This window comes from Azospirillum brasilense (genome assembly GCF_007827815.1).
GTDB lineage: Bacteria > Pseudomonadota > Alphaproteobacteria > Azospirillales > Azospirillaceae > Azospirillum > Azospirillum brasilense_C.
In genome coordinates, this window is sequence record NZ_VITH01000018.1 from 80178 (window position 1) to 103549 (window position 23372).

Below are 23372 nucleotides of genomic sequence, written 5' to 3' on the forward strand. Positions count from 1 at the left end.
GGGCTGCATGACGCTCGACCAGGGACTCGCCTTCGGCATCATCGGCGCGGTGATCGCGCTGCTGATCTGGGACAAGCTGCGCTACGATCTCGTCGCCATGTTGGCGCTGCTGGCGGCGGTGGCCGTCGGGATCGTCAAGCCAAAGGACGCTTTCGCCGGCTTTTCCGACGACATCGTCATCATCGTCGGCTCCGCGCTGGTGGTCAGCGCGGCGGTCGGCCGCTCCGGCATCGTCGAGGAGGTGATGCGCCCGCTCAGCGCCCGCATGAAGACCGTGCCGGCGCAGATCATCGTGTTGACGGGGGCGGTGACGCTGCTCTCCGCGGTGGTCAAGAACATCGGGGCGCTCGCCATCTTCATGCCCATCGCCATGCAGGTGGCGCGGCGCAACGGGACGAAGGTGTCGTCTCTGCTGATGCCGATGGCCTTCGGCTCGCTTCTCGGCGGGCTGATGACGCTGGTCGGCACCTCCCCCAACATCATCGTCAGCCGCCTGCGCAACGAGATGGTTGGGGAACCCTTCGGCATGTTCGACTTCACGCCGGTCGGCCTGACCGTCGCGGTGGCGGGGGTGGCCTTCCTGACCGTCGGCTACCGCCTTCTGCCCACCGGCCGGCAGGCGGCGTCGGGCAGTGCCGGGGGCTTCTCCATCGACGACTACACGGCGGAGGCGCTGCTGCCGGAGAAGTCGCCCTTCGTCGGAAAGACGGTGGCCGACCTGGAGGCCTATGGCGAGGGCGACGTGACGGTGGCGGCGATCATCCGCGGCCGGCACCGCCGCCACATCCCGTCCGGCCACTGGGTGCTGCTCGCGGGCGACGTGCTGGTGCTGGAGGCCGACACCCAGGCGCTGGGCGACCTCGTGAAGCACGCCGGCCTGGAGCTGATGCACGAGAAGGAGCTGGAGGGGGTGGAAAGCGACGAGGATCTGGCGGTCCTCGAAGCGGTGGTGGAGCCGCGCTCCCCCCTGATCGGCAGCAACGTCGAGGATGTCGAGCTGCGCGAGCGCTACGGCGCCAACCTGCTGGCGCTCAGCCGGCGCGGCCGGCCGATCCGCCAGAGGCTGCGCCGCGTCCGCTTCCAGCCGGGCGATCTGGTCGTTCTCCAGGCGCGGGCGGCGGGGTTGTCGGACACGCTGAACGAACTGGGCTGCCTGCCGCTGGCGGAGCGCAACCTGTCCATCGGGCGGCGGCGCAAGCGGCGGATCGCGCTGGCCGTGATGGCGGTGACCATCGGTCTGGTGGCGACCAGCCTCGTCCCGGTGACGCTCGCCTTCTTCGGTGCGGCGGTCGCCATGACGGCGCTGCGGGTGATCACGCTGAAGGAGGCCTACGAGTCGATCGAGTGGCCGATCCTGGTGCTGCTGGGCGCCCTGATCCCGGTCAGCGAAGCGTTGCGCACCACCGGCGGGACGGAGCTGATCGCCGGCTGGCTGTCCATCGCGGCGCAGGGGATGCCGCCCATCGGCGCGCTGGCGATGATGCTGGTGGCGGCGATGGCGGTGACGCCCTTCCTGAACAACGCGGCCACCGTGCTGGTGATGGCCCCCATCGCGGCCAGCCTCGCCAACCATCTGGGCCTGCGGCCCGACGCCTTCCTGATGGCGGTGGCCGTGGGGGCTGGCTGCGACTTCCTCACCCCCATCGGGCACCAGTGCAACACGCTGGTCATGGGGCCGGGCGGCTACCGCTTCAGCGACTACGCGCGCCTCGGCCTGCCGCTGTCGCTGATCGTGATCGTGCTGGGCACCGGTGCGATCGCGCTGTTCTGGCCCATGGTGCCGCATTAGGCGCCCTCTCCCTCTCCCGCCCCGGGAGAGGGAGAGGAATGCTCCCTCAATCCCAGGCGGGGGCCAGACCGTCCGGGCTGACGATCCGCCCGTCGGGGCGGGCGAGGCCGTGGATGGCCGCCATGTCCGCCTCCGACAGTTCGAAGTCGAAGACGGCAAGGTTCTCGGCGGCACGCTTCTCGCCGACCGTCTTCGACAGGGCGATCACCCCCTCCTGCTGCACCAGCCAGCGCAGGACCACCTGGGCGGGGCTCCGGCCCAGCCGGGCGGCGATGTCGGTCAGCACCGGGTCCTTGAAAACCTTGCCGTCGGCCATGGCGTAATAGGCGGTGACCGACTGGCCATGGCGGCGCGCCGCCTCCAGCATCACCGACTGGTCGAGATAGGGGTGATACTCGATCTGGTTGGTCACGATCGGCGCTTTGCTGAGGCGCACGGACTCGTCCAGCAGCGCCCGGTTGAAGTTGCTGACGCCGATGTGGCGGGTCTTGCCGGCGGCCCGGACGGCGTTCAGCGACTCGATCTGCTCGGCGAGCGGCACGGCCTCGTTCGGCCAGTGGAGCAGCAGCAGGTCCACGCAGTCGGTCCGCAGCTTCGCCAGACTCTCGTCCACCGAGCGGCGGAAGTCGTCGGCCTTGTAGTTGCTGACCCAGACCTTGGTGGTCAGGAAGATCTCGCCGCGCGGCAGGCCGGACGCCTTGATGGCCTCGCCGACCTCGCTCTCGTTGCCGTAGATCTGCGCGGTGTCGATGTGGCGGAAGCCGAGCTTCAGGACCTCCGGCACCATGCGCAGCACGTCGGGGCCGCTCATGCGGAAGGTGCCGAAGCCGAGGGCGGGGATGGAGGCGCCGTTGGCGCTCACGGTGTGCATGGGTCTGATCCTCTCGAGGGCTGTGTTTTTGTCAGTGTATCAGGCGGATTGCGCAATGGCGGCGCCGTGGCGCCCGTCCTTGCGGTCGAGCGCGCCGCTGAGCAGGGTCAGCGCCAGCCCACCCAGGACGAACAGCCCACCCACCCACGGTGTTGCCGCGAGGCCGAGCGCGCTGTCCACCACCCGCCCGCCGAAGAAGGCGCCGGCGGCGATGCCCAGGTTGAAGGCGGCGATGTTCAGGGCCGAGGCGACGTCCACCGCGCCCGGCGCGTGGCGCTGCGCCAACTGCACGACGTAGAGCTGGAGCCCCGGCACGTTGGCGAAGGCCAACGCGCCCATGCCGGCCAGCGTCACCAGCGCCGGAACCGGGCTGGAGGCGGTGAAGGTGAAGACGATCAGCACCACCGCCTGGAGGGCGAACAGCCACGCCAGCGCGCGGACCGGGTTGCGGTTGGCGAGCTTGCCGCCCACCATGTTGCCGACCGCGATGGCCGCCCCGTAGAGCACCAGGACGAGGCTGACCGTGCCGCTGGAGAAGCCGGTGATCGTCTCCAGGATCGGCGCCAAGTAGGTGAAGGCGACGAAGGTCCCGCCATAACCCAGCGCCGTGATGGCGAAGGCCAGCAGCAGGCGCGGCTTGGCCAGCACGCGAACCTGCGTGCCGAGGCCGGCGGCGGGCGGCTGGCTGAGCTTCGCCGGGACCAGAGCCGCGACGCCCAGCGCGCCGATCACGCCCAGCGCGGACACCGCCAGGAAGGTGGCGCGCCAGCCGAAATTCTGGCCGATCCAGGTGCCCATCGGCACGCCGGTGACGATGGCGATGGTCAGGCCGGAGAACATCATGGCGATGGCCGAGGCGCGCTTGTCCTCCGGCACCAGATCGGCGGCGATGGTCGCGCCGACCGAGAAGAAGACGCCGTGCGCGAAGGCGCTGAGCACGCGGGCGGCCAGCAGCGTCTCGTAGTTGGGGCTGACCCCGGCCAGCAGGTTGCCGGCGATGAAGAGGCCCATCAGGCCGAGCAGCAGCGGCTTGCGCCGCAGCCGGCCGGTCAGCGCGGTCAGGACCGGGGCGCCGACGGTGACCCCCAGGGCGTAGACGCTGACCACCATGCCGGCCATCGGCAGGCTGACGTTCAGATCGGTGGCGACGGTCGGCAGCAGGCCGACGATGACGAACTCCGTCGTCCCGATGGCGTAGGCGCTGATCGCCAGCGCCAGCAGTGCGAGTGGCATGACTGAAGGCTCCATCCATGCGAGCTGTGCAGGACACATCAGATGAGCCAAAAAGCCAGGATGCGGAATGCCGTCCGTTTTCGCATGATCGTGTCATTCAATGACAAGATCGGCGAAAGGGCACACCCGATGAGCGACAGCCGGGCTTGGGACATGAGGGTCTTCCTGCGCGTCGCCGCACTCGGCAGCTTCAGCGCCGCCGGGCGCGAGGTCGGCATGACCCCGTCCTCCACCGCCAAGCTGGTGACCCGGCTGGAGGAGCGGCTCGGCGTGCGGCTGATTGAGCGCTCCACCCGCCGGCTGCGCCTGACCGCGGAGGGCGAGCTGTACCGCGAGCGGGCCGAAAGCCTGCTGGGCGACCTCGACGCCATGGAGGCGGAGGTGGCGGGCGGCGCCCGCTCGCCCACCGGCCTGATCCGCATCAGCGTGTCGGTGCCCTTCGGGCGGCATTGCCTGCTGCCGCTGCTGCCCGACTTCACGCGGGACTATCCCGGCATCCGCCTGGACCTGACCCTGACCGACGAGGTGGTGGACCTCTACGCGGCGCGGACCGACGTGGCCTTCCGCGCCGGTCGGCTGTCCGACTCGGCGCTGCTGGCGGTGCGGCTGGGCGACGTGCGGCGGCGCATCGTGGCGTCGTCGGACTATCTGGAGCGCAAGGGGAGGCCGGAGAGCGCCGCCGATCTGGAGCGTCACGACTGCCTGGGCTTCAACTTCCGCCGCGCCGCCGCGGTGTGGCCGCTGAAGTCCGGCGGGCGGTTGGTCGACCGCGAGATCGACACGCGCATCGTCGCCAACAACGGCGAGACGGTGCGCCACATGGCCCTGCTCGGCCTCGGTCTGGCCCGGCTGGCCGAGTACCACATCCGCAACGACCTCGCCGTCGGGCGGCTGGTCAGCGTGCTCGACGACGTGCTGGTCGACCGCGAGGAGATCCACGCCGTCTACACCGGGCGGGAACGGGTGCCGCACCGGGTCCGCGCCTTCCTCGACCATATGACGCCGCGGATGCGCGCATGCCTGCAATGACCGAGTGGCGGGGTAGGGCGTCTTGCCGAAAATAGATAGCAAAGCTATTAAATAGGCATGCAATCGAACGGCCCGCCCACCCCCGCTCCCACTCCCGCCCCGGACTTTCCGTCCAACTTCGGCATCCACCTGTTCCGCGCCGCCCATCTGTGGCGGCGGGAGGCGAACAAGGTGCTGGCGGAGAGCGGCTTCTCCTCTTCCGTCATCTCGCCGCTGATGCTCCTCAACGAACTGGGTGACGGGATGCGCCAGCGCGAGCTGGCCGAGGAGATGGGGGTGGAGGGGCCGTCGCTGGTCCGGCTGCTCGACAGCCTGGAGGCCGCGAAGCTGGTCGAGCGTCGGGAGGCGCCGGACGACCGGCGGGCCAAGACCCTGCACCTGACCGACGAGGGCCGCGACCTGCTGGTCCGTGTGAACGCCGCGCTGAACGACGTGCGCCGCCGCCTGCTCGAAGGCGCCTCGGGTCCGGAGATCGCCGGCGCCATGCGGGCCATGGCGGCGATTGAGTCGAACGCCCGAGCCATGAAGGGCTGACGGGGGTTTATGGCAATGGAATTCCCCTCTCCCGCCCCGGGAGAGGGAAGGGGCCCGCGCCGCAGGCGTGGGAAGGGTGAGGGGGCCGCCAAGGATCAGCGCCACGATCCTCGTGCGACCCTCACCCGCCCGCTTCGCGGGTACCCTCTCCCGGGGCTCTCGGCGGCCATAGGCCGCCTGACGCCGTCAGCGCCCGCAAGCGGGCGCGAGAGGCGGGAGAGGGTTGGATTCGCAAACATCGCTCCCGGCCGCGCCGGTCGAGCGCAAGGACGAACCACGGTGAAACTCTTCTCCCTCCTCATTCGGATCACGGTCACGCTGGTCGTCACGCTCGGCGCCGTCGGCGGCGGCTGGTGGCTGTGGGACTACTACATGAACGAGCCCTGGACCCGCGACGGGCGGGTGCGGGCCGACGTGGTGCAGGTGTCCTCCGACGTCGCCGGTCTGGTGACCGAGGTGCGGGTCATCGACAACCAGGCGGTCCGCAAGGGCGACGTCCTGTTCGTCGTCGATCCCAGCCGCTACCGCCTCGCCGTCGATCAGGCCGAGGCCAACCTGGAAAGCGCCCGCGCCGAGCTGTCCTTCCGCAAGGCCGAGGCCGACCGCTACGCGCAGCTCGGCAACAACGTCGTCTCCACCGCCCAGCGGCAGGAGGTCGCCTCCGCCCAGGCCAAAGCCGCCGCCGCCGCCCGCCAGATGGAGGCGGCGCTCGACCTCGCCCGCTTCAACCTGGAGCGGACGGAGGTGCAGGCGACGGTGGACGGCTTCGTCACCAACCTCCAGCTCAAGGCCGGCAACTACGTGACGGCGGGCCAGCCGGTGGTCGCGGTGATCGACCGCCATTCCTTCTACGTCGTCGGCTATTTCGAAGAGACCAAGCTGCCGCGCATCCGCGTCGGCGACCCGGTCCGCGTCACCATCATGGGCGAGCCGGAGCGGCTGGCCGGCCGGGTGGACAGCGTGACCCACGCCATCGTCGACCGCGACCGCACCGAAGGCACCGGCCTGCTGCCCAACGTCAACCCCACCTTCAACTGGGTCCGTCTGGCCCAGCGCATCCCCGTGCGCGTCGCGCTGGAGCAGGTCCCCGACCCGCGCGACCTCGTCGCCGGGCGCACCGTCACCGTCGAGGTGGTGCGGGGGGCGGAGCAGGAGGCGCCCGCCGAGCGGGTGGCCGGGCAATGAAGACGCCCGTCCTGAAACTGGTCTCGCTGAAACTGCTCTCACTCAACGAGGCGCTGTTCTCGGTCAAGGCCTTCGCGGCGGCCATGGCGGCGCTCTACATCGCCTTTTCCATGGGACTGCCGCGGCCCTTCTGGGCGATGGCGACCGCCTACATCGTCTCCGGCCCGCTTTCGGGCGCCGTGCGCTCGAAAGCGGTCTTCCGCGTCGTCGGGACGGCGCTGGGCTGCGCCGGGGCCATCGCCCTGGTGCCGGCTTTGGCTGATTCGCCGGAGCTGCTGACTTTGGCGCTGGGGCTGTGGGTCGCGGTCTGCCTGTTCATCTCGCTGCTCGACCGCACGCCGCGCAGCTATCTGTTCATGCTGGCCGGCTACACCATCGGCCTGATCGGCTTTCCCGCGGTGACCGACCCGTCGACCATCTTCGACACCGGTCTGGCCCGCGTCGAGGAGATCCTGATCGGCATCCTCTGCGCCACCGTGGTGCATAGCGTGGTCTTCCCGCAGAGCGTCGGGCCGGCGCTGCTCGGCCGGCTGGACGCTACGCTGCGCGACGCGGAGCGCTGGACCCGTGAGGCCCTGTCGCGCGAGCGGGCGCCGGAGGGCGCGGCCAACGCGCAGGAGCGCCAGAAGCTCGCCCGCGACATCACCGAACTGCGCGTCATGGCGACCCATCTGCCCTACGACACGTCGGAGGTGCGCTGGATGACGCGGGCGGTGCGGGCGATGCAGGACCGCATGGCCTATCTGCTGCCGCTGACCGCGGGCATCGAGGACCGGCTGGACGCCCTGCGCGGCGAACTGCCCGCCGAGGTCTCCGCCCTGCTGGCCGATCTCGACCGCTGGGTGGGTGGTGATCCAGTTGGGGGCGATGATGAGGAGGGCGGCGCCGAGCGCCTGCGCGCCGAGATCGCCCGGCTGTCCCCGGTCATCGGCGCGGGCACCGGCTGGAAGGAGGCGACCCTTCTCAACCTGCTGACCCGGCTGCGCTCGCTGGTGGACATCCACCAGGATTGCCGCGATCTGCGGGCGCACATCCGCGACGGCAAGGGCAGCCTGCCGGAGCGTCTCGATCCGCTGACCCGCCGCCGCTCGCGCGACGTCTTCCATCTCGACGCTGGCATGGCGCTGTGGTCGGGCTTCGCGGCGCTGCTCGGGATCGCGGTGGTCTGCGCCTTCTGGATCGGCACCGGCTGGTCGTCGGGATCGACGGCGGCGATGATGACGGCGGTCTTCTGCTGCTTCTTCGCTTCGCTGGACGATCCGGCGCCGGGCATCCGGCTGTTCCTGGTCTTCACCCTGCTGTCGGTGCCGCTGGCCGCCTTCTACCTGCTGGTCGTGCTGCCGTCCTTCGACAGCTTCCCCATGCTGGTGCTGGGCCTCGCCCCGACCTTCCTGACGCTGGGGGTCTTCATCGCCCGCCCGGCGACCATGGGCAAGGCGATGGCCCTGCTGATGGGGGTGGTCGGCTCGCTCAGCCTGCTCGACCTCGGGTCGGGGGACTTCGCGTCCTTCCTGAACAGCAACGTGGCCCAGGTGGTCGGAATCACCACGGCGCTTCTGGTCACCCAGCTCTGCCGCTCGGTCGGCGCGGCGTGGAGCGCCCGCCGCCTGCTCCGCGCCGGCTGGCGGGAGATCGCGGCGATGACCGCCGCCCGCTCCGGCATTCCGGTGGGCAGCTTCGAGAACCGGATGCTCGACCGCGTCGGGCTGCTCTCCTCCCGTCTGGCGCTGGCCGGTCCGCAGCAGGACCTCGCCGCCGCAGACGCGGTGAACGACCTGCGCGTCGGGCTGAACCTCGCGGAACTGCAGCGCGCCCGCCGTGCGCTGGGTGGCCCGGCGGCTCCCCATGTGGCGCGGCTCCTGGGGGCGGTGGGGCAGCATTTCCGCGGCCTGTCCAGCCGCCGCCTCGGCACCCCCCCGGCGGAGGTCCTGCCGATGATGGACGCCGCCCTGTCCAACCTGTCGGCCGAGCCGCGGTCGGCGGAGCGCGACCGGGCGGTGATCGCGCTGGCCGGCCTGCGCCGCGCCCTGTTCCCGCATCTGACCTTCGCCGCGCCTGAATCCTCCAGCGAATCGCTTCGCGAACCGGTGACCGCATGATCGGCGAAATCGACATCTACGGGCTGTTCATCCCGCCACTGCTGATCCTGGCGATCGCCGCGTGGTTCGTCTCGGGCCTGCTGCGGCGCGGCCTGCGGGCGGTGGGCTTCTACGGCTGGGTCTGGCACCCGCCGCTGTTCGATCTGGCGCTCTACGTGCTGGTGCTGAGCGCGCTGACAGCGCTGACCGCGTGGTTGCGCTGAGCGGCAGCGGCGGCGGCGGCGCTGGCTGAGGAAAGGCGGGTCGGGGCGCTTATTGTTATGGACTTCCCTCCGACGCCCCGAACCACCTATACCCATCCAAACCGTAAGGTTTAGAGACGTATCGGTTACCGCTGATATAACAGTTTGTCAAGCGATGGGGCGGTTGGGCTCGATTCCCTCACCCGCCCCGGAAGAGGGTGTGTGGAACGCAGCGCGACAACGGATGGACCGCGCCGGCTCCGCCTTGCCGGCGGGGCGGCTTTCGCGGTAAATATCGGCCATGGTTGAAACGCGACGCACCGGTGACCGCTCCAACGAACCGATCCGCTCCGAGGTCGGGGGCGGGCGAGTCGCGTCGCCGGGTGCGGTCGGCGTCCGCAACCGGGCGGAGCAGGTCGGCGGCGGGCGCCAGCGCATCCCCAGCGTCCGCGAACTGGCCAGCCTTCTGGTCAACGGCATCCTGACGCTGCCGCGCAATTACCGCCGCGGCATGTATCTCGACGTTCAGGTCTGACCCACGCCGCTTCCCGTGTAGGCTGCGATCTCCGGTCCGAACAGGCGCTCCAGCAGCAGGGACGGCAATTCGTATTGCGGCAGGCACAGGCTGGTGCTCCGGGCGTGCAGGGTGTGCAGGCACAGCCCCTCGGCGTCCGGAAAGGCGGCGACGCGGAAGCGCTCCCGCGCCGCCTTCATGAAGGGCGCGTCCTCGCAGGCGTTGACCGGCGGGAAGCGCACCGCCTCCCACACCGACCGCCGGTAGGCGTAGGAGAAGCCGTAGCCCAGCAGATTGTCGTCGGAGGGCGGCGTCTCCGCCGCCTCGACATAGGACCGCGCCGTGCGGCCCCAGCGGTGATGGGAGCCGCCGCGCGCCGTGTCCCAATAGCCGAAGGTCCCGTGCACCGCGCTGTGCAGGAACCAGCCGGAAAGAGTCACCGCGTCGTGCCCCGCCTCCAGCCAGCCGAGCAGCCGCTCCACATAGGTGGGCGCGTAGAAGTCGTCGTCGTCGAAATGGACGATGATTTCGCCGCGCGCGTGCTCGGCCAGGATGTTGCGCTTCTCCCCGATGGCGTAGCGGCGCGGCGCATAGAAATACTTCAGCCGCGGCCCGGCGAGCGGCTGGAGATAGGCGGACGGGCGCGGGCTGTCGTCGAACACCAGCCACTCGATGTCGGGAACGGTCTGCGTCAGGACGCGCGCGTGGCACAGCGGCAGGACATCCTCCCGTCCCCAGCTTGGCGTGATGATGCTGACGAGCGGCCGGTCGGCCATGGTCTCTCCTTCGCAACAGGCGGTGCCCCCACCGCTGCGCCGCATGGACTCCGGCCCGGCGGCGCGTGTAGACAGGCGGCATGGTGACACTTCGGGATGCCTTGGCCGCCGCGGTCGGCCACCATCAGGCGGGCCGGCTGGACGCGGCCCGGCCGCTCTATCATAGCATCCTGCGCAGCCAGCCGGGCCATCCCGACGCACTTCACCTGCTGGGCGTCCTGGAAAGCCAGAGCGGCCGGCCGGGCGCGGCGCTGCCGCTGTTGCGCCGCGCCGTGGCCCTGCTGCCCGGCGACGCGGATTTCCTCGGCAATCTGGCGCGGACCCTGCGCGCGGCGGGGCAGCCCGACGCGGCGGAGCACGCCTTCGCCCGAACGGTGGCGCTCGACCCGGCGGATGTCCAAGCCGCCTTCACACTGGGCTCGTTGCGGGCGGAGCGCGGGGACGCGGCGGGGGCTGCTGCGGCCTTCGCCCAGGCGCTGGCCGGGCGGCCCGACTTCGCGGAGGCGCGCATCAACCGCGCCAACGCCCTGGCGGCGCTGGGCCGGGCGGAGGACGCGGCGCGGCTGCGCCGGCAGGCGGTGGCCCTGGCGCCCGCCCATCCCGACGCGCTGCACAACGCCGCGGTGAGCGCGCTCGCCGAGGCTGGGCTGGACCGCCCCGTCTCGCACGCCCGGCGCCTCGACCCGGCGCGGGTGGAGCGCGCGGGCCTCGCCCTCACCCACGCGCTCGCCGCCGACCCGCGGCACGGGGCGGCGGCGGACGCGCTGCTCGGGACGGCGCTTTCGCTTGTCCAGGCCGGGCAGGCGCCGGTATGGCTGCTGGAGCGCGCCGCCGCCACCGCCCTGATGGTCCTGCGCCGCAACCCACGCGACGCGCGGGCGGCGGCGGTGGTTGCCTACCGCTTCTACCGGCGGGGGCGGACCGATCTCGCCAGCCACTTCATGCGGCGCGTCTCCCGGCGCTTCACCGCGGCGGAGGTCGCGGCGGATTTCGAGTTGGGCCTGTGGTCGATGGTGCGCGCCGGGGCTCGGGCGCTCGACGGGCTGCCCGACGCCGCCTCGCTGCTGGACGCCTTTCCGCCGCTGGAGGTTCTGGCCGAGCCGCCGGCGGGCCGCGGCCCGTTGCTGGCGGTGTCCTGCGACGACGGCTATTACCGGCGCTTCGCCACCGGCCTGCTCGATTCGGTGGAGGCGACGGGCGGCGGCGTGGTGGTCCATGTGCATGTCGTAAACCCCTCGCCGGACACCCTGGCCGACCTCGCGCGGCGGAGGGAGCGCCTGCCGCTGGGCACCAGCCGGGAGGAGGTGGATTTCACGGGCTGGGACGACCACCGGCGCACCACCTACTACGCCTGCATCCGCTTCCTGCGCTGGCATCAGTTGATGATGCGCTGGGGGCGGCCCCTGCTGCATGTGGACGCCGACTGCACGCTGGCCGGGGAGATGGCCGGGGGGCTCGATGGACTGGCGGCGCTGTTGGAGGGGAGCGACGTCGGGCTGCTGCGTGACGCCCGCTGGCGCGGACCGACGCGGGAAATCACCGTCTGCTTCGTCGGATTCCAGCCGACCCCGCTCGGCCGGGCCTTCCTGGCGCTGACCGCCGCCTACATCGGGGCCTTCCTGCGCGACGGGCGCGGGTTCTGGATGCTTGATCAGGCGGCGCCCTTCGCGGTGCTCGACGCTCTGAGACGACGGGAAGGGGAGGGGCGGGAGGACGGGTTGCGGGTGCGCTGGTTCGACGTGTTGGACTTCCCCTGGGTCCGCTTCATCGGGGAGAAGTGAGTCAGCAGGGAAGCCGGGCGCAGCGTCCGTCCGGGCAGTTGCGGCAGCATTGCCCGCAAATGTCGTCGAGATCCACGGCGATGCCGTGCCGCTTCAGCATTCCCTGGGCATAGGCGGTGTAGAGCCGGGCCAGCGCCCGCCGGTTGGCGGCCACCGTCTTGGCGGTCAGCGCTTCCGGTGCCAGCACGGCGGCGATGGCTTGTTCCACGTCCTCGATGGCCGTGCGGACAGCCGAAAGGTTCAGCATCCAGGACCCCCTGGGCGTCACGACCCTTGATGAATCTGATATACAACATGTGACGAAAATTCGGAGACCAAACAACCCCTAATTTAGGAGTTGGTGGTGTCCTATCCGGAAAGGCTAGGTGCGTTGCGACAGGTCCCGCAGCGCCTTTGCCAGGGCTTCGGCGAGGCGCCGCCCGTCGCAGAGCGGTCCGGCCGCCAAACGTGGGCGCAGGGTGCGGCGCAGGTCCGCCAGCCGCGCCGGGTCGGCGGCCCAGCCGGCGGCGAGGTCCACATAATGAGCCGGGTCGCGGGCGACGCAGCCCTCCACCCCCGCCACGCTCAGGAACGCCAGGGAATGGCGGCTGGAGAAGGTCTCGCCCGGCAAGGTGACGACCGGCACGCCCATCCACAGCGTCTCCAGCGTCGTCGTGCTGCCGGCGAAGGGGAAGGGGTCCAGCGCCACGTCGACGCGGGCGCACCAGCCCATATGCTCCCGGCTGGTGGTCGCCCCGGCCAGGATCAGCCGCTCCGGCGCGACGCCCGCCGCGGCCAGCCGCCCGCGCCACCGGGCGGCGGTTTCCGGGCAGGACAGCGCCTTGGTCTTCAGCAGCAGGCGCGACTCGGGCACCCGGGCGAGCAGGGCAGCCCAGGTGGCGAGGACCTCGTCGGTCAGCTTGGTCAGGATGTTGAAGACGCCGAAGGTGACGGGCTGGCCGGTCAGGCAGGGCGGCGGGCCGGGCTCCGGCGCGTCCGGCGGCGGGTCGTAGGCGATGAAGGCGCCGGGCATGCGCAGGATGCGTTCGCTGTAAAAGCGCTCCGCCCCCTCCGGCACATGGTGGGCGTCGGCGACCAGCGCGTCCATGGCGGCGAGCCCGGTGGTCGCCATGTAGCCCGACCACGCCACCTGCAGCGGCGCCGGCTTGCGGGCGAAGACCCCCAGCCGTCCGCGGGCGTTGTGCCCGGCGAGGTCGATCAGCGCGTCCAGCCGGTCGTCACGGATCAGCGTTGCGAGTTCAGCGTCGGTCCGGTCGGCGACCGGCACCCAGCGCGCCGCCGCGGCGCGGAAGCGGTCGGTCAGGTCGTCCGACTCCAACTGGTTGGCGTAGAGGGTCAATTCGATGCCGAAGTCCGGCAGCGCCTCCACCGCCCGCACCGCGAACTGCCCCGCCGGGTGGCGGCGGAAGTCGCCGGACAGGATGCCGACGCGCAGCGGACGGGAGTCGTCCCGAACCGCCGGAGTGCGCGGCGCCCATTCGGCGCGCAACGGCGCGCCGTGCACGGCGTCCCAGCCGCGGTGCGCCTCCAGCACGCGGGCCAGAGTCACGCCGGGCCGGAACAGCTCCAGATAGGCGAGGTTGGAGCGCACCTCCGCGAGATCGGGCCGCAGCGCCAGCGCGCGGCGGTAGCCGGCCTCAGCAGCATCCAGATCGCCCTGCGTCTGGCGCACCAGCGCGAGGTTCGCGTAAGCCTCCGCCAGATCGGGACACAAGGTGGTGGCGCGGGCGCAGGCGCAGGCGGCCTCGGCGAGACGGTTGCGCTTCTGCAAGGCGTCGCCCCGGCGCAGCGCCGCCTCCGCAAAGTCCGGGCGCACGGATTCGGCGCGGCGGGCCGCCCGCTCGGCATCCATGGGAGCGTCGAGGGCCAGCAAGGCGGCCGACAGGTTGGCGAGCGCCGTGGCGTGGTCGGGGCGCAAGGCCAACGCCCGGCGCAAGGCCCGCTCCGCCTCAGCCGCCCGGCCGCGTTGCAACATCAGCGAGGCGCGGTTGGCGTGCGCCTCCCCGAATCCGGGATCGTCGGCCAGGGCGGCGCAGAAGGCCTCGTCCGCCTCGCCCAGCCGGCCGAGCGCCGTCAGCGTGTTGCCGAGGTTGAAGCGCGCCCGCGCGTAGCCGGGGCGCAGCGCGGCGGCCTGCCGGTAGGCATCCGCCGCCTCCTCCAGCCGGCCCAGCCGGTCCAGCGCGTTGCCGAGGTTGTAATGGGCCTGCGCGAAGGCCGGGCGCAGGCGGATCGCCGCGCGGTGGGCGTCGGCCGCCTCCGCGGCGCGGTCCAGGGCGCGCAGCGCGCTGCCCAGATTGTCGTGATAGTCGGCGACGGTCGCGTCGGCGCGGATGGCGGCGCGGATGCGCGGCTCGGCCTCCGCCGGGTGTCCGGCCTGGAGATAGACGACGCCCAGCAGATGCAGCGCGTCGGGATGGTCGGGCAGCGTGTCGAGGACGGCCTGATAGCCGGCGGCGGCCTGCGCCAGCCGTCCGGCCTGATGATGGGCCAGCGCCGCGGCCAGCACGTCCTTGATCGTCGCCATGCCCGCTTGTGTAGAGCATTTCACCGCAGGGCTGAAGAGCGCGCGTCAGCTCACCATGCGCCAGCTTCCGTCCGCTTGGCGGCAGGCGGTGCCATAGCCCTGCTGAAGCTGCCCGCCGACCACGATGCTGGTCTGGAACTCCCGGCACGGCTCGCCATAGGGGCCGGTGCCGTCGCGGGTCGGGGTGTAGGTGCCCCAGTTGCCGGTCTGCGGGTTGTTCCACTGCACGGTGGCGCCGGTCGGCGCCATGTAGGCCTGCCCCGCGGCCTGCTGCGCGTACATCAGGTCGGCGCGGTCCATCGACTGGCCGGCGGCGTTGCCCAGCGCGGCGCCGAGCAGGGTACCGACGCCGACCGCCACCAGCTTGCCGGTGCCGCCCCCGAAGCGCGACCCGGCGAGGCCGCCGACCACGCCGCCCAGCAGGGTGCCCGCCGTCGCCTTGTTGCCATAGCCGGGGGCGTAGCCGCCGCCATAGTTGGCCCCGTACCCGCCACCACCATACCCGGCGCCATACCCATAGCCATAGGGGCTGGCGCAGCCGGCCAGCAGGCCCACGGACAACACAACCGCAACGATCCCCTTGGCCTTCATCTCGAACCCCACGGAACGGAACCTGTGCTGATGAACCCTCTGTCCATGAACATGGCAGCCCCGCAAACTATTCCGTCCGCGTGACGGAACGCCGCCGTTGCCCCTATGATGAAACCAAATGGCCGCGTCCAAGCGGCCGGCAAGAACCTGTCGGGAGGAAAAGCATGCTGCCGGAAGCGGACAGCTACGAGGGCCTGCGCGACCGTTTCGTCTGGTCGGTGCCGGAGCGTTACAACATCGGCGTGGACGTCTGCGACACGTGGGCGGAGCGCGACCCGGACCGCACCGCCCTGATCCACAAGCGCCGCGACGGCGCGGTGGAGACCTACAGCTTCGCCGACATCCGCCGCCTGTCGAACCGCCTCGCCAACGCGCTGGCCGCCCATGGAGTGGCGCGCGGCGACCGGGTGGGCATCCTGCTGCCCCAGGCGCCGGAGACCGCGGTCAGCCACGTCGCCGTCTACAAGATGGGCGGCGTCGCCGTTCCCCTCTTCTCGCTGTTCGGCGTTGAGGCTCTCGAATACCGGCTCGGCAATTGCGGGGCGCGGGCGGTGGTGACCGACGCCGTGGGTGCGGCCAAGATCGCCCAGATCCGCGACCGCCTGCCCGAGCTGAAACTCGTCCTGCGCATCGACGAGGCCGGGGAGGGCGAGCTGGACTGGCACGCGCTGGTCGATGCGGCGTCCGACGACTTCACGCCGGTGGACACGGCGGCAGACGATCCGGCGGTCATCATCTACACCTCCGGCACCACCGGCCAGCCCAAGGGCGCGCTGCACGCGCACCGGGTGCTGCTCGGCCATCTGCCGGGGGTGGAGATTTCCCACGACCTGTTCCCGCAGCCGGGCGACCGCATCTGGACCCCGGCGGACTGGGCGTGGATCGGCGGCCTGCTCGACGTGCTGATGCCCGCCTGGCACCATGGCGTGACCGTCGTCTCCCACCGTTTCGAGAAGTTCGACGCCGAGGAGGCCTTCCGCCTGATCGCCGATTTCCAGGTGCGCAACGCCTTCCTGCCGCCGACAGCGCTGAAGATGATGCGCGCGGTGAAGGACCCGCAGACGCGCTGGACTTACAGCATGCGCTCCGTCGCCAGCGGCGGCGAGACCTTGGGGGCGGAGCTTCTCGATTGGGGCCGTCAGACCTTCGGGCTGACCATCAACGAGTTCTACGGCCAGACCGAGTGCAACATGATCGTGTCCTCCTGCGCCACGGTCATGCCGCCCAAGCCCGGCGTCATGGGCCGTCCGGCGCCCGGCCACGACGTGGCGGTGATCGACGGGGACGGCAAGCGCCTTCCTCCCGGTGAGATCGGCCTGATCGCCGTGCACCGCCCGGACCCGGTGATGTTCCTGCAATACTGGAACAACCCGGAGGCCACGGCGGCGAAGTTCATCGGCGACTGGCTGGTCACCGGCGACCAGGGCGAGTTGGACGCGGACGGCTACATCCGCTTCGTCGGGCGGGACGACGACGTGATCACGTCGGCCGGCTACCGCATCGGCCCCGGCGAGATCGAGGATTGCCTGATCGGCCACCCCGCCGTCCGCATGGCCGCCGTGGTCGGTGTGCCCGACCCCCTGCGCACCGAGATCGTCAAGGCCTTCATCGTCCTCCAGGATGGCGTGCGCCCCAGCGACGCGTTGGCCGCGGAGATCCAGGCCCATGTGAAGACGCGGCTGGCTGCCCACGAATACCCGCGCGCCGTGGAGTTCGTGGACAGCCTGCCGATGACCACCACCGGCAAGATCATCCGCCGCGAGTTGAGGGGGAGGGGATAGGCTTCCCAAACCCCTCTCCCGTCCCGGGAGAGGGAGGGGCCCGCCGCACCGCGGCGGGAGGGTGAGGGTGCGGCCGAGAATACGGCATCGATCCTCGCGCGACCCTCACCCGGCGCCTTCGGCGCCACCCTCTCCCGGGGCGGGAGAGGGATGAAAAACAACAAGAAAAGACAACGACCCGAACGATGGTGACGATATCCCTTCTTCTGCTCGCCGCGGCCTTCCTGGCCGGGGCGATGAACGCGGTCGCCGGCGGCGGCAGTTTCCTGACCCTTCCCGCGCTGATCTACGCCGGGGTTCCACCCGTGGCGGCGAACGCCACCGGCACGGTGGCGCTGCTGCCCGGCTACGCCAGCGGCGTCTACGGCTACCGCCACGACCTGGAGCCGGTGGGCGGGGTCGGGCTGGTCACGCTGTCGGTGGTCAGCCTGACCGGCGGGCTGATCGGGGCGGCGTTGCTGCTGGTGACCCCGGATTCGGTGTTCCGCAGCATCGTGCCCTGGCTGCTGCTGGTCGCCACCGCGCTGTTCGCCTTCGGCGGCATGCTGGCAGCCCGGCTGCGGGCGGTGGGGCTGCACGGGACGGGGGCGATGCTCGCCACGCTGTTCGCGGTGTCGGTCTATGGCGGCTATTTCAACGGCGGCCTCGGCATCCTGCTGCTGGCGCAGCTGAGCCTGTTCGGGATGACCAACCTGAACGCCATGAACGCGCTGAAGAACCTGTTCTCCGCCGTGCTGACCGCCATCGCGGTCGCCGCCTACGCGGTCGGCGGGGCGGTGGAGTGGTCCCACGCCGCGCTGATGACCGTGGCGGCGGTGGCCGGCGGCTATGTCGGGGCGCGGGTCGGGCGCAAGATCCCCTCGCGCATCCTGCGCGCGGGCATCATCGCCGTGGGCTTGGCGATGAGCGTCCTCTTCTTCCTGAAGTAAGGGCGGGCTGAAGCAAAAGCCGTTCGGTTCCGGCGGTGCCTGCGCTAAGGTGGCGGCCCTTCTCCCAAGGCCGCCACGACGCAAGACCCCGCATGCTGACCGTATCCGACCTCGACCTCTTCTACGGCGACGCCCAGGCGCTCGACGGCGTGTCCATCGCGGTGGCGGAGGGCACGACGACGGCCATCGTCGGCGCCAACGGGGCGGGCAAGACCTCGCTGATCCGCACCATCTCCGGCATCCTGAAGCCGGCCCGCGGCACCATCCGCTTCCGTGGCAAGGACATCGCCGGCCTGCCCAGCCACGTTGTCTGCGACCTCGGCATCGGGCAGGTGGCGGAGGGGCGCCAGATTTTCCCGACGCTCAGCATCCGCGAGAATCTGGAGATGGGCGCCGTCATTCCGCGCGCCCGCGCCGGGGCCAAGGACACGTTCGAGCGCGTGCTGACCCTCTTCCCCCGCCTGCAGGAGCGTCTGGAACAGGCCGCCGGCACCCTGTCGGGCGGCGAGCAGCAGATGCTGGCCATCGGGCGCTGCCTGATGGGCAAGCCCGACCTGATCATGTTCGACGAGCCGTCGCTCGGCCTCTCCCCGACCATGGTGCAGGAGCTGTTCCGCACCATCCGCGCGCTGGCCGCCGAGGGCATGACGATCATCCTGGTGGAACAGAACGTCGCCGCCTCGCTGAAGCTGGCGCAGCGCGCCTATGTGCTGGAGAACGGGCGCGTCGTTCTGGCCGGCACGGGCGAGGAACTGCTGGCCGATCCCGCGGTGAAGCAGGCCTATCTCGGCCTGTGAGCCTTGGCGGTCGCGGTGACCGAATCCCTCTTGACTTAGAGCGCGCTCGAACCCGTAGCGTCCTGTGCATCGTGATGAGAAGCAGACGCGCATGAAGATCGGGGACCTCGCGAAACGCTCGGGACTGACGGCCCACACCATCCGATATTATGAGCGGATCGGGCTGCTGCCCTACGCCGACCGGAACCAGTCCCGCCACCGCGATTACGACGCCTCGATCCTGACCTGGATCGAGTTTCTCGGCCGGCTGAAGACGACCGGGATGCCGATCCGCGACATGCTCCGCTACGCCGCGCTTCGCGAGGCGGGCGCCGGCACCGAAGCGGAACGGCGGGCCTTGCTGGAGCAGCACCGCGAGCGTGTGCGTGCCCAAGTCGATGAGCTGAACGCCTGCCTTCTCGTCCTCGATACCAAGATCGACGGCTACGTCGAAACGGAACAGAGGAAGATTGACGATGACGCACCTGAACAACATCGCATCCGGGGTCGAAGAAAGCCGGCTTGAGCGCGGGCAACGGGCGCTTGCCGAGATCGACGGGGAGGCCGGGCACAAGGTGGTGGCGGCGCTTGCCGACATCGCGCCGGACTTCGCGACCTATCTGTTTGAATTTCCTTTTGGCGACATCTATTCGCGGCCCGGCCTCGATCTTCGGTCCCGCGAGATCGCCACCATCGCGGCGCTCGCCGCCATGGGCAACGCGGCACCCCAGCTCAAGGTGCACATCGAGGCCGGGTTGAATGTCGGGCTGACCCGCGACGAGATCGTTGAGATCCTCATCCAGATGGCGGTCTATGCGGGTTTCCCGGCCGCTCTCAACGGGCTGTTCGCGGCCAAGGAGGTCTTCGCGGCGACCGAGGGGCAACGGCCGCAGGGACCGTCCTGAGACCTACCGCGCCAGCAGGTCGTGATGCTCGCGGTGGCGGTGCATCCAGTTGGCGGCGTAGCCGCAGATCGGGACGATGGTCAGCCCCTCGGCGCGGGCGATGGCCATCACCCCCTCCAGCAGCCGCCCGGCCGCCCCGGTGCCGCGCAGGGACGGTGGCGCCTCCACATACGGGATGTGCAGGATGGTGCCGCGGCGGCGGTAGGTCGCGAAGACCGTCTGGCCGTTCACGTCCAGTTCGAACCGGCTCATGGCCGGGTTGTCGGTCACGGTGTCGCTCATGCCCATTCCAACAGCCGAAGCCTTTGGTTGTTCACCGCAAATGTCAGGAACCGGGGGCGCGCGGCGCGCTCCAGCCGCGCAGCACGCTGACCACCCGCAGCAGGAAGGCCGCCGCCGCCCCGGCGATGGCGACCGGCGCCTTCGGCAGGTCCAGCATGGCCCCGGCGATGACGATCGCCGCGCCCAGCAGGGCGGCCACCGCGTAGATCTCCTCGCGCAGCACCCGCGGCACCTCGGCCACCAGCACGTCGCGCACCAGCCCGCCGCCGCAGGCGGTCAGCACGCCGAGCAGGACCGCGGGCAGCGGACCCAGCCCATAGGCCAGCGCCTTGCCGCAGCCGGCCACCGCGAAGATGCCGAGGCCGGCGGCGTCCAGCACCATCACCGGCTTGACCAGACGGTTGATGAAGGGGTGAAAGAAGAAGGCGAACAGGCCCGAAGCCAGCGCCGTGATCAGGTACCGCTCGTCCTGCATGGTGGCCGGCGGGATCGCCCCGATCAGCAGGTCGCGCAGCACGCCGCCCGCCAGCGCCGTGACCAGCGCCAGCACCATCACGCCGAAGATGTCCAGACGGTGCCGCACGGCCAGCGTCCCTCCCGTCAGCCCGAAGATGAAGATCCCGGTCAGGTCCATGGCGAGGAGAAGGGGCGAAACATCGGGCAATACGGTGGGCAGGATGGCGGGCATGATGGCGGTCGGCGACGCTGGTTGAGGGAGCCGCCATCATAGCCGTTTGTTGCGTCTCATGGAACAGATAAGCCGCAACTCCGGCAATTGTTGTTTTGCGGAAACGGGAGCACATTCCTCTCCAGACGAGGGGCCACAGGGCCTCGCACAGGACGAGGAGGAGCAGAGATGATCACGATCCGCAACCGCGACGAACGGGGCGCCGTCAACATGGGCTGGCTGAACAGCAAGCACAGCTTCTCGTTCGGCCACTACTACGACCCGGCCCACATGGGCTTCCGCGCGCTGCGCGTCATCAACGACGACCGGGTGATCCCCGGCGCCGGCTTCCCCACCCATGGGCACGCCGACATGGAGATCGTGTCCTATGTGCTGGACGGCGCGCTGGAGCACAAGGACACGTTGGGCACCAGCTCGGTCATCCGCCCCGGCGACGTGCAGCGGATGAGCGCCGGGTCGGGCATCCGGCACAGCGAGTACAACGCGTCCAAGAAGGACCCGGTGCACTTCCTGCAGATCTGGATCCTGCCCAACGAGGAGGGCATGGTCCCCGGCTATGAGCAGAAGGCCTTCGAGCGGGAGGAGAAGCAGGGCCGCCTGCGCCTCGTCGGCTCCCAGGACGGGCGCGACGGCAGCGTGGTCATCCACCAGGACGTGGACCTCTACGCCACGCTTCTGGACGAGGGCGACAGCGTGACCCACGAGCTGAGTCCGGGCCGCCACGCCTGGGTGCAGGTTGCCCGCGGTCAGGTCCGGCTGAACGGTGAGATCCTGAAGGAAGGCGACGGCGCCGCGATCAGCAAGGAGGAATCCCTGACGCTGGACGGCGTGGTCAGCGCCGAGGTGCTGCTGTTCGATCTGGCCTGAGGCATGAACCCCTCTCCCGTCTCGGGAGAGGGTGGCCCGGAGGGCCGGGTGAGGGTCGTGCGAGGATTGATGCACTAATTCTCGGCCGTACCCTCACCCTCCCGCCGCTTGCGCGGCGGGTCCCTCCCTCTCCCGGGGCGGGAGAGGGATTGTCGGATGCCTTCATATCCCCTGCGGGGCGGTGGGCCTCCGCAATGCCGCCGGTCGGGCGGATCGTCACGGGCTCGGTGTCGTCTGTTGCCGGGGCCAAGCCGACGACAGGCCGGGGTCCGCCTGGTTCAGGGCTCCACGTAGCCCAGCACGCGCAGGCGCAGCGTGTGCGCCCTTGGGTCGCGGTCGAAGAACAGCCCGCCCTTCTGTTCGGAGCCGGCGGGCACATAGTCGAACTCCGCCGTCGCGGTTTCGAGCGCCTCGTCTCCCGCCATCAACTGCCCTTCCACCTGGACCTTCGCGCCGGTCTTGCCGCCGTCGTTGGTGACCTGGATGTGGGCGAGCCAGCGTGGCCCGGCGGGAACCACCGCCTCCACCACGGCGGTGATCACCGGGGGGCCGCTGCCGCGGGTGACTCCCTCGTAACCCAGAACCCCGACCGAGCCCAGGAACAGCAGCAACCCCAGCCCCGACGAGACCCAGGCCAGCCGCGACACCGACGCGCTGCCGTCCTCGTCCCGGGGGGCGCTCCTGGACTCGATGTCGTTCTGCCGGATATCGGCCATCGGCGGTCCTCCCGTCACACGATCAGGCGGGCGGTGGCGGCCCCCAGCGCGCTGGGGAAGCCCAGCACCACCGTGGCGGTCACCAGCTCCATCATCGACAGGCCGGCGATCCGCTCGAAGGTCCACAGAAGATAGAGGCTGATGAGCAGGGCGATGCCGTAGCCGGCGACCGAGAAGCGCAGGAAGACGGACAGGAACCCGTCGTCCCCGGCGCTCTCCTGCCCGGCGAAGCCGACCGTGTAGACGAAGATGTGCAGCAGCCCCAGCGACAGCACCGCCAGGGCCACCGCGTGCCAGGGCGACATCTTGTAGGAGATCAGGATCATCTCCTCGGTCGGGGCGACGTTGAAGCCGACGAACAGCGCTCCCGCCCCCATCAGGAACAGTTCCCCCGGATAGCTTGAGCGGATGCGCCGCTCCCTATCGGCGTCGTCCTGCTGGCCGAGCTGCTTGCGCGCCAGCATGGCGCCGATGCTGGCCGGCACGGACTGGAGAGCGATCTTGCCGATGATCTCCGGCAACGGCTGGTCCAGGCGCACGATGGCGAAGACGGTCAGCAGCGCCGCCGACATCAGGAAGCCGACCGCGAAGGCCGACAGCGCGTCGATCAGGTCGTCCTGCCAGCAGAAGGTCTCTTCGAACCCGGCGAAGTAGGACAGGCCGAACAGCACCGGCAGGGTCACCAGGATGAACAGGGCCAGCCGGAAGCGGTCCATGTAGAATCCCAGCTCCCACATCTCCATGGTCATCAGCAGCGGCAGGGCGAAAATGATCGCCCCCGCCGACGCGCGGGCCAAAGCGCGGGCGAATTGAGCTTCGTCATGGAGAAAGCTGCGCTGGCGGGTGATGTCCATGGCCCATGAATGCGCGAGCGGAGCGGTTGGTTCCGGCGGTACCACGGTGGTGACCGTGGCCGTGATCGAAGCCGTGATCAGGACGGCGACTTTCCTCTTGACCTTCCAATCGCTGGAAGGCGGAAGCTGATTCCGTTGCCATTCCCTGGGAAGGAATTCGTCATGGTTGCGTTCAAGGTTCCCGGCATGACCTGCGGCGGCTGCGCCGCGTCTGTCCGCCGTGCGCTCGGCGCCGTCGCCGGGGTCGAGGGTGTGGAGATCGATCTGGAGTCGAAGGATGTCCGCGTCGACGGCGCGCCCAGCGCCGATGCCCTGCGGACGGCCCTGGACAAGGCCGGCTTCGAAGCCGAAGGGCTTCCGGTCGCCTAACGGAAACTCCAATTTCCCTCTCCCGCCTCGGGAGAGGGAAGGGGCCCGCGCCGAAGGCGTGGGAAGGGTGAGGGTATCGGCACAGGACCAGCGCCTC

25 protein-coding genes are annotated in these 23372 nt (G+C 70.4%); 15 read left to right on the forward strand and 10 right to left on the reverse strand.

The window, feature by feature from the left end:
* The first annotated feature begins 7 nt into the window (after window positions 1-7).
* Window positions 8-1789, forward strand: coding sequence for an SLC13 family permease (locus FBZ83_RS27320; RefSeq protein ID WP_145689937.1), 1782 nt, complete (start codon window positions 8-10; stop codon window positions 1787-1789).
* A 46-nt stretch (window positions 1790-1835) separates the two neighbouring features.
* Here FBZ83_RS27320 and FBZ83_RS27325 read toward each other — a convergent pair whose 3' ends face one another.
* Both FBZ83_RS27325 and FBZ83_RS27330 read right to left on the reverse strand, forming a co-directional pair.
* Complete coding sequence (locus FBZ83_RS27325) at window positions 1836-2660, reverse strand: aldo/keto reductase (protein ID WP_145689938.1); 825 nt, start codon at window positions 2658-2660, stop codon at window positions 1836-1838.
* A 39-nt stretch (window positions 2661-2699) separates the two neighbouring features.
* Window positions 2700-3893 (reverse strand): MFS transporter, encoded by a 1194-nt coding sequence (locus FBZ83_RS27330; protein ID WP_145689939.1) that lies wholly within the window; start codon window positions 3891-3893, stop codon window positions 2700-2702.
* Between the two features lie 129 nt (window positions 3894-4022).
* On the opposite strand from FBZ83_RS27330, the gene FBZ83_RS27335 reads away from it, so the two are divergent.
* From FBZ83_RS27335 to FBZ83_RS27360, 6 genes are all read left to right on the forward strand, one after another.
* Window positions 4023-4922 (forward strand): LysR substrate-binding domain-containing protein, encoded by a 900-nt coding sequence (locus tag FBZ83_RS27335; protein ID WP_145689940.1) that lies wholly within the window; start codon window positions 4023-4025, stop codon window positions 4920-4922.
* Between the two features lie 57 nt (window positions 4923-4979).
* Window positions 4980-5456: a MarR family winged helix-turn-helix transcriptional regulator gene (locus tag FBZ83_RS27340; RefSeq protein ID WP_145689941.1), complete on the forward strand. Its 477-nt coding sequence runs from the start codon at window positions 4980-4982 to the stop codon at window positions 5454-5456.
* A gap of 279 nt (window positions 5457-5735) precedes the next feature.
* Entirely contained in the window at window positions 5736-6641 is a 906-nt protein-coding gene (locus FBZ83_RS27345) for an efflux RND transporter periplasmic adaptor subunit (protein WP_145689942.1), read from the forward strand.
* Complete coding sequence (locus FBZ83_RS27350) at window positions 6638-8740, forward strand: FUSC family protein (RefSeq protein WP_145689943.1); 2103 nt, start codon at window positions 6638-6640, stop codon at window positions 8738-8740. The genes FBZ83_RS27345 and FBZ83_RS27350 overlap by 4 nt, the downstream gene beginning before the upstream one ends.
* Window positions 8737-8943: a DUF1656 domain-containing protein gene (locus FBZ83_RS27355; protein WP_014198238.1), complete on the forward strand. Its 207-nt coding sequence runs from the start codon at window positions 8737-8739 to the stop codon at window positions 8941-8943. The genes FBZ83_RS27350 and FBZ83_RS27355 overlap by 4 nt, the downstream gene beginning before the upstream one ends.
* Window positions 8944-9223: 280 nt before the next feature.
* Window positions 9224-9457, forward strand: coding sequence for a hypothetical protein (locus FBZ83_RS27360; RefSeq protein WP_035678364.1), 234 nt, complete (start codon window positions 9224-9226; stop codon window positions 9455-9457).
* Here FBZ83_RS27360 and FBZ83_RS27365 read toward each other — a convergent pair.
* On the reverse strand, window positions 9448-10212 hold the full coding sequence (locus FBZ83_RS27365; protein ID WP_145689944.1) for a glycosyltransferase family 2 protein: 765 nt from the start codon (window positions 10210-10212) through the stop codon (window positions 9448-9450). The two genes, FBZ83_RS27360 and FBZ83_RS27365, sit on opposite strands and share 10 nt — an antisense overlap.
* Window positions 10213-10292: 80 nt before the next feature.
* Here FBZ83_RS27365 and FBZ83_RS27370 point away from each other — a divergent pair, with 80 nt between their 5' ends.
* Window positions 10293-11993: a tetratricopeptide repeat protein gene (locus FBZ83_RS27370; RefSeq protein WP_145689945.1), complete on the forward strand. Its 1701-nt coding sequence runs from the start codon at window positions 10293-10295 to the stop codon at window positions 11991-11993.
* A gap of 1 nt (window position 11994) precedes the next feature.
* Here the strand turns inward: FBZ83_RS27370 and FBZ83_RS27375 are convergent, their stop codons facing one another.
* The 3 genes from FBZ83_RS27375 to FBZ83_RS27385 form a co-directional block, all read right to left on the reverse strand.
* Complete coding sequence (locus FBZ83_RS27375) at window positions 11995-12240, reverse strand: hypothetical protein (RefSeq protein WP_145679279.1); 246 nt, start codon at window positions 12238-12240, stop codon at window positions 11995-11997.
* Window positions 12241-12354: 114 nt separating this feature from the next.
* Window positions 12355-14517, reverse strand: a complete 2163-nt coding sequence (locus FBZ83_RS27380) for a tetratricopeptide repeat protein (RefSeq protein ID WP_145689946.1) — start codon at window positions 14515-14517, stop codon at window positions 12355-12357.
* A gap of 45 nt (window positions 14518-14562) precedes the next feature.
* Window positions 14563-15120 (reverse strand): RT0821/Lpp0805 family surface protein, encoded by a 558-nt coding sequence (locus FBZ83_RS27385; RefSeq protein WP_137104767.1) that lies wholly within the window; start codon window positions 15118-15120, stop codon window positions 14563-14565.
* 152 nt (window positions 15121-15272) lie between these two features.
* Here FBZ83_RS27385 and FBZ83_RS27390 point away from each other — a divergent pair, with 152 nt between their 5' ends.
* The 5 genes from FBZ83_RS27390 to FBZ83_RS27410 all read left to right on the forward strand — a co-directional run bounded on the left by FBZ83_RS27390 (window position 15273) and on the right by FBZ83_RS27410 (window position 19499).
* Window positions 15273-16889 (forward strand): acyl-CoA synthetase, encoded by a 1617-nt coding sequence (locus tag FBZ83_RS27390; protein ID WP_145689947.1) that lies wholly within the window; start codon window positions 15273-15275, stop codon window positions 16887-16889.
* Between the two features lie 185 nt (window positions 16890-17074).
* A complete protein-coding gene (locus FBZ83_RS27395) occupies window positions 17075-17818 on the forward strand; it encodes a sulfite exporter TauE/SafE family protein (RefSeq protein ID WP_145689948.1) in 744 nt (247 codons plus the stop codon).
* Between the two features lie 92 nt (window positions 17819-17910).
* Window positions 17911-18615, forward strand: coding sequence for an ABC transporter ATP-binding protein (locus tag FBZ83_RS27400; protein ID WP_040134500.1), 705 nt, complete (start codon window positions 17911-17913; stop codon window positions 18613-18615).
* A 91-nt stretch (window positions 18616-18706) separates the two neighbouring features.
* A complete protein-coding gene (locus tag FBZ83_RS27405) occupies window positions 18707-19120 on the forward strand; it encodes a MerR family transcriptional regulator (RefSeq protein ID WP_145689949.1) in 414 nt (137 codons plus the stop codon).
* On the forward strand, window positions 19071-19499 hold the full coding sequence (locus tag FBZ83_RS27410; protein ID WP_145689950.1) for a carboxymuconolactone decarboxylase family protein: 429 nt from the start codon (window positions 19071-19073) through the stop codon (window positions 19497-19499). Before FBZ83_RS27405 ends, FBZ83_RS27410 begins: the two co-directional genes overlap by 50 nt.
* 3 nt (window positions 19500-19502) lie before the next feature.
* Here the strand turns inward: FBZ83_RS27410 and FBZ83_RS27415 are convergent, their stop codons facing one another.
* A complete protein-coding gene (locus tag FBZ83_RS27415; protein WP_035678432.1) occupies window positions 19503-19781 on the reverse strand; it encodes a GNAT family N-acetyltransferase in 279 nt (92 codons plus the stop codon).
* A 43-nt stretch (window positions 19782-19824) separates the two neighbouring features.
* On the reverse strand, window positions 19825-20469 hold the full coding sequence (locus FBZ83_RS27420) for a trimeric intracellular cation channel family protein (protein WP_145689951.1): 645 nt from the start codon (window positions 20467-20469) through the stop codon (window positions 19825-19827).
* Between the two features lie 168 nt (window positions 20470-20637).
* Here FBZ83_RS27420 and FBZ83_RS27425 point away from each other — a divergent pair, with 168 nt between their 5' ends.
* Window positions 20638-21336, forward strand: coding sequence for a pirin family protein (locus tag FBZ83_RS27425; RefSeq protein ID WP_145689952.1), 699 nt, complete (start codon window positions 20638-20640; stop codon window positions 21334-21336).
* Window positions 21337-21614: 278 nt separating this feature from the next.
* Here the strand turns inward: FBZ83_RS27425 and FBZ83_RS27430 are convergent, their stop codons facing one another.
* Together FBZ83_RS27430 and FBZ83_RS27435 are read right to left on the reverse strand one after the other, a co-directional pair.
* Window positions 21615-22052: a hypothetical protein gene (locus tag FBZ83_RS27430; protein ID WP_145689953.1), complete on the reverse strand. Its 438-nt coding sequence runs from the start codon at window positions 22050-22052 to the stop codon at window positions 21615-21617.
* Between the two features lie 14 nt (window positions 22053-22066).
* A complete protein-coding gene (locus FBZ83_RS27435; RefSeq protein WP_014198258.1) occupies window positions 22067-22906 on the reverse strand; it encodes a TIGR02587 family membrane protein in 840 nt (279 codons plus the stop codon).
* A gap of 162 nt (window positions 22907-23068) precedes the next feature.
* On the opposite strand from FBZ83_RS27435, the gene FBZ83_RS27440 reads away from it, so the two are divergent.
* On the forward strand, window positions 23069-23275 hold the full coding sequence (locus FBZ83_RS27440) for a heavy-metal-associated domain-containing protein (protein ID WP_145689954.1): 207 nt from the start codon (window positions 23069-23071) through the stop codon (window positions 23273-23275).
* Window positions 23276-23372: the final 97 nt, after the last annotated feature.

Excerpts from the sequence above, each read along its gene's own strand:
- FBZ83_RS27320 (WP_145689937.1), top strand. The coding sequence starts at position 8 with ATGACGCTCGACCAGGGACTCGCCTTCGGCATCATCGGCGCGGTGATC.
- FBZ83_RS27325 (WP_145689938.1), bottom strand. The coding sequence starts at position 2,660 with ATGCACACCGTGAGCGCCAACGGCGCCTCCATCCCCGCCCTCGGCTTC.
- FBZ83_RS27330 (WP_145689939.1), bottom strand. The coding sequence starts at position 3,893 with ATGCCACTCGCACTGCTGGCGCTGGCGATCAGCGCCTACGCCATCGGG.
- FBZ83_RS27335 (WP_145689940.1), top strand. The coding sequence starts at position 4,023 with ATGAGCGACAGCCGGGCTTGGGACATGAGGGTCTTCCTGCGCGTCGCC.
- FBZ83_RS27340 (WP_145689941.1), top strand. The coding sequence starts at position 4,980 with ATGCAATCGAACGGCCCGCCCACCCCCGCTCCCACTCCCGCCCCGGAC.
- FBZ83_RS27350 (WP_145689943.1), top strand. The coding sequence starts at position 6,638 with ATGAAGACGCCCGTCCTGAAACTGGTCTCGCTGAAACTGCTCTCACTC.
- FBZ83_RS27355 (WP_014198238.1), top strand. The coding sequence starts at position 8,737 with ATGATCGGCGAAATCGACATCTACGGGCTGTTCATCCCGCCACTGCTG.
- FBZ83_RS27360 (WP_035678364.1), top strand. The coding sequence starts at position 9,224 with ATGGTTGAAACGCGACGCACCGGTGACCGCTCCAACGAACCGATCCGC.
- FBZ83_RS27365 (WP_145689944.1), bottom strand. The coding sequence starts at position 10,212 with ATGGCCGACCGGCCGCTCGTCAGCATCATCACGCCAAGCTGGGGACGG.
- FBZ83_RS27370 (WP_145689945.1), top strand. The coding sequence starts at position 10,293 with ATGGTGACACTTCGGGATGCCTTGGCCGCCGCGGTCGGCCACCATCAG.
- FBZ83_RS27375 (WP_145679279.1), bottom strand. The coding sequence starts at position 12,240 with ATGCTGAACCTTTCGGCTGTCCGCACGGCCATCGAGGACGTGGAACAA.
- FBZ83_RS27380 (WP_145689946.1), bottom strand. The coding sequence starts at position 14,517 with ATGGCGACGATCAAGGACGTGCTGGCCGCGGCGCTGGCCCATCATCAG.
- FBZ83_RS27390 (WP_145689947.1), top strand. The coding sequence starts at position 15,273 with ATGCTGCCGGAAGCGGACAGCTACGAGGGCCTGCGCGACCGTTTCGTC.
- FBZ83_RS27395 (WP_145689948.1), top strand. The coding sequence starts at position 17,075 with ATGGTGACGATATCCCTTCTTCTGCTCGCCGCGGCCTTCCTGGCCGGG.
- FBZ83_RS27400 (WP_040134500.1), top strand. The coding sequence starts at position 17,911 with ATGCTGACCGTATCCGACCTCGACCTCTTCTACGGCGACGCCCAGGCG.
- FBZ83_RS27405 (WP_145689949.1), top strand. The coding sequence starts at position 18,707 with ATGAAGATCGGGGACCTCGCGAAACGCTCGGGACTGACGGCCCACACC.
- FBZ83_RS27410 (WP_145689950.1), top strand. The coding sequence starts at position 19,071 with ATGACGCACCTGAACAACATCGCATCCGGGGTCGAAGAAAGCCGGCTT.
- FBZ83_RS27415 (WP_035678432.1), bottom strand. The coding sequence starts at position 19,781 with ATGAGCGACACCGTGACCGACAACCCGGCCATGAGCCGGTTCGAACTG.
- FBZ83_RS27420 (WP_145689951.1), bottom strand. The coding sequence starts at position 20,469 with ATGCCCGCCATCCTGCCCACCGTATTGCCCGATGTTTCGCCCCTTCTC.
- FBZ83_RS27425 (WP_145689952.1), top strand. The coding sequence starts at position 20,638 with ATGATCACGATCCGCAACCGCGACGAACGGGGCGCCGTCAACATGGGC.
- FBZ83_RS27430 (WP_145689953.1), bottom strand. The coding sequence starts at position 22,052 with ATGGCCGATATCCGGCAGAACGACATCGAGTCCAGGAGCGCCCCCCGG.
- FBZ83_RS27435 (WP_014198258.1), bottom strand. The coding sequence starts at position 22,906 with ATGGACATCACCCGCCAGCGCAGCTTTCTCCATGACGAAGCTCAATTC.
- FBZ83_RS27440 (WP_145689954.1), top strand. The coding sequence starts at position 23,069 with ATGGTTGCGTTCAAGGTTCCCGGCATGACCTGCGGCGGCTGCGCCGCG.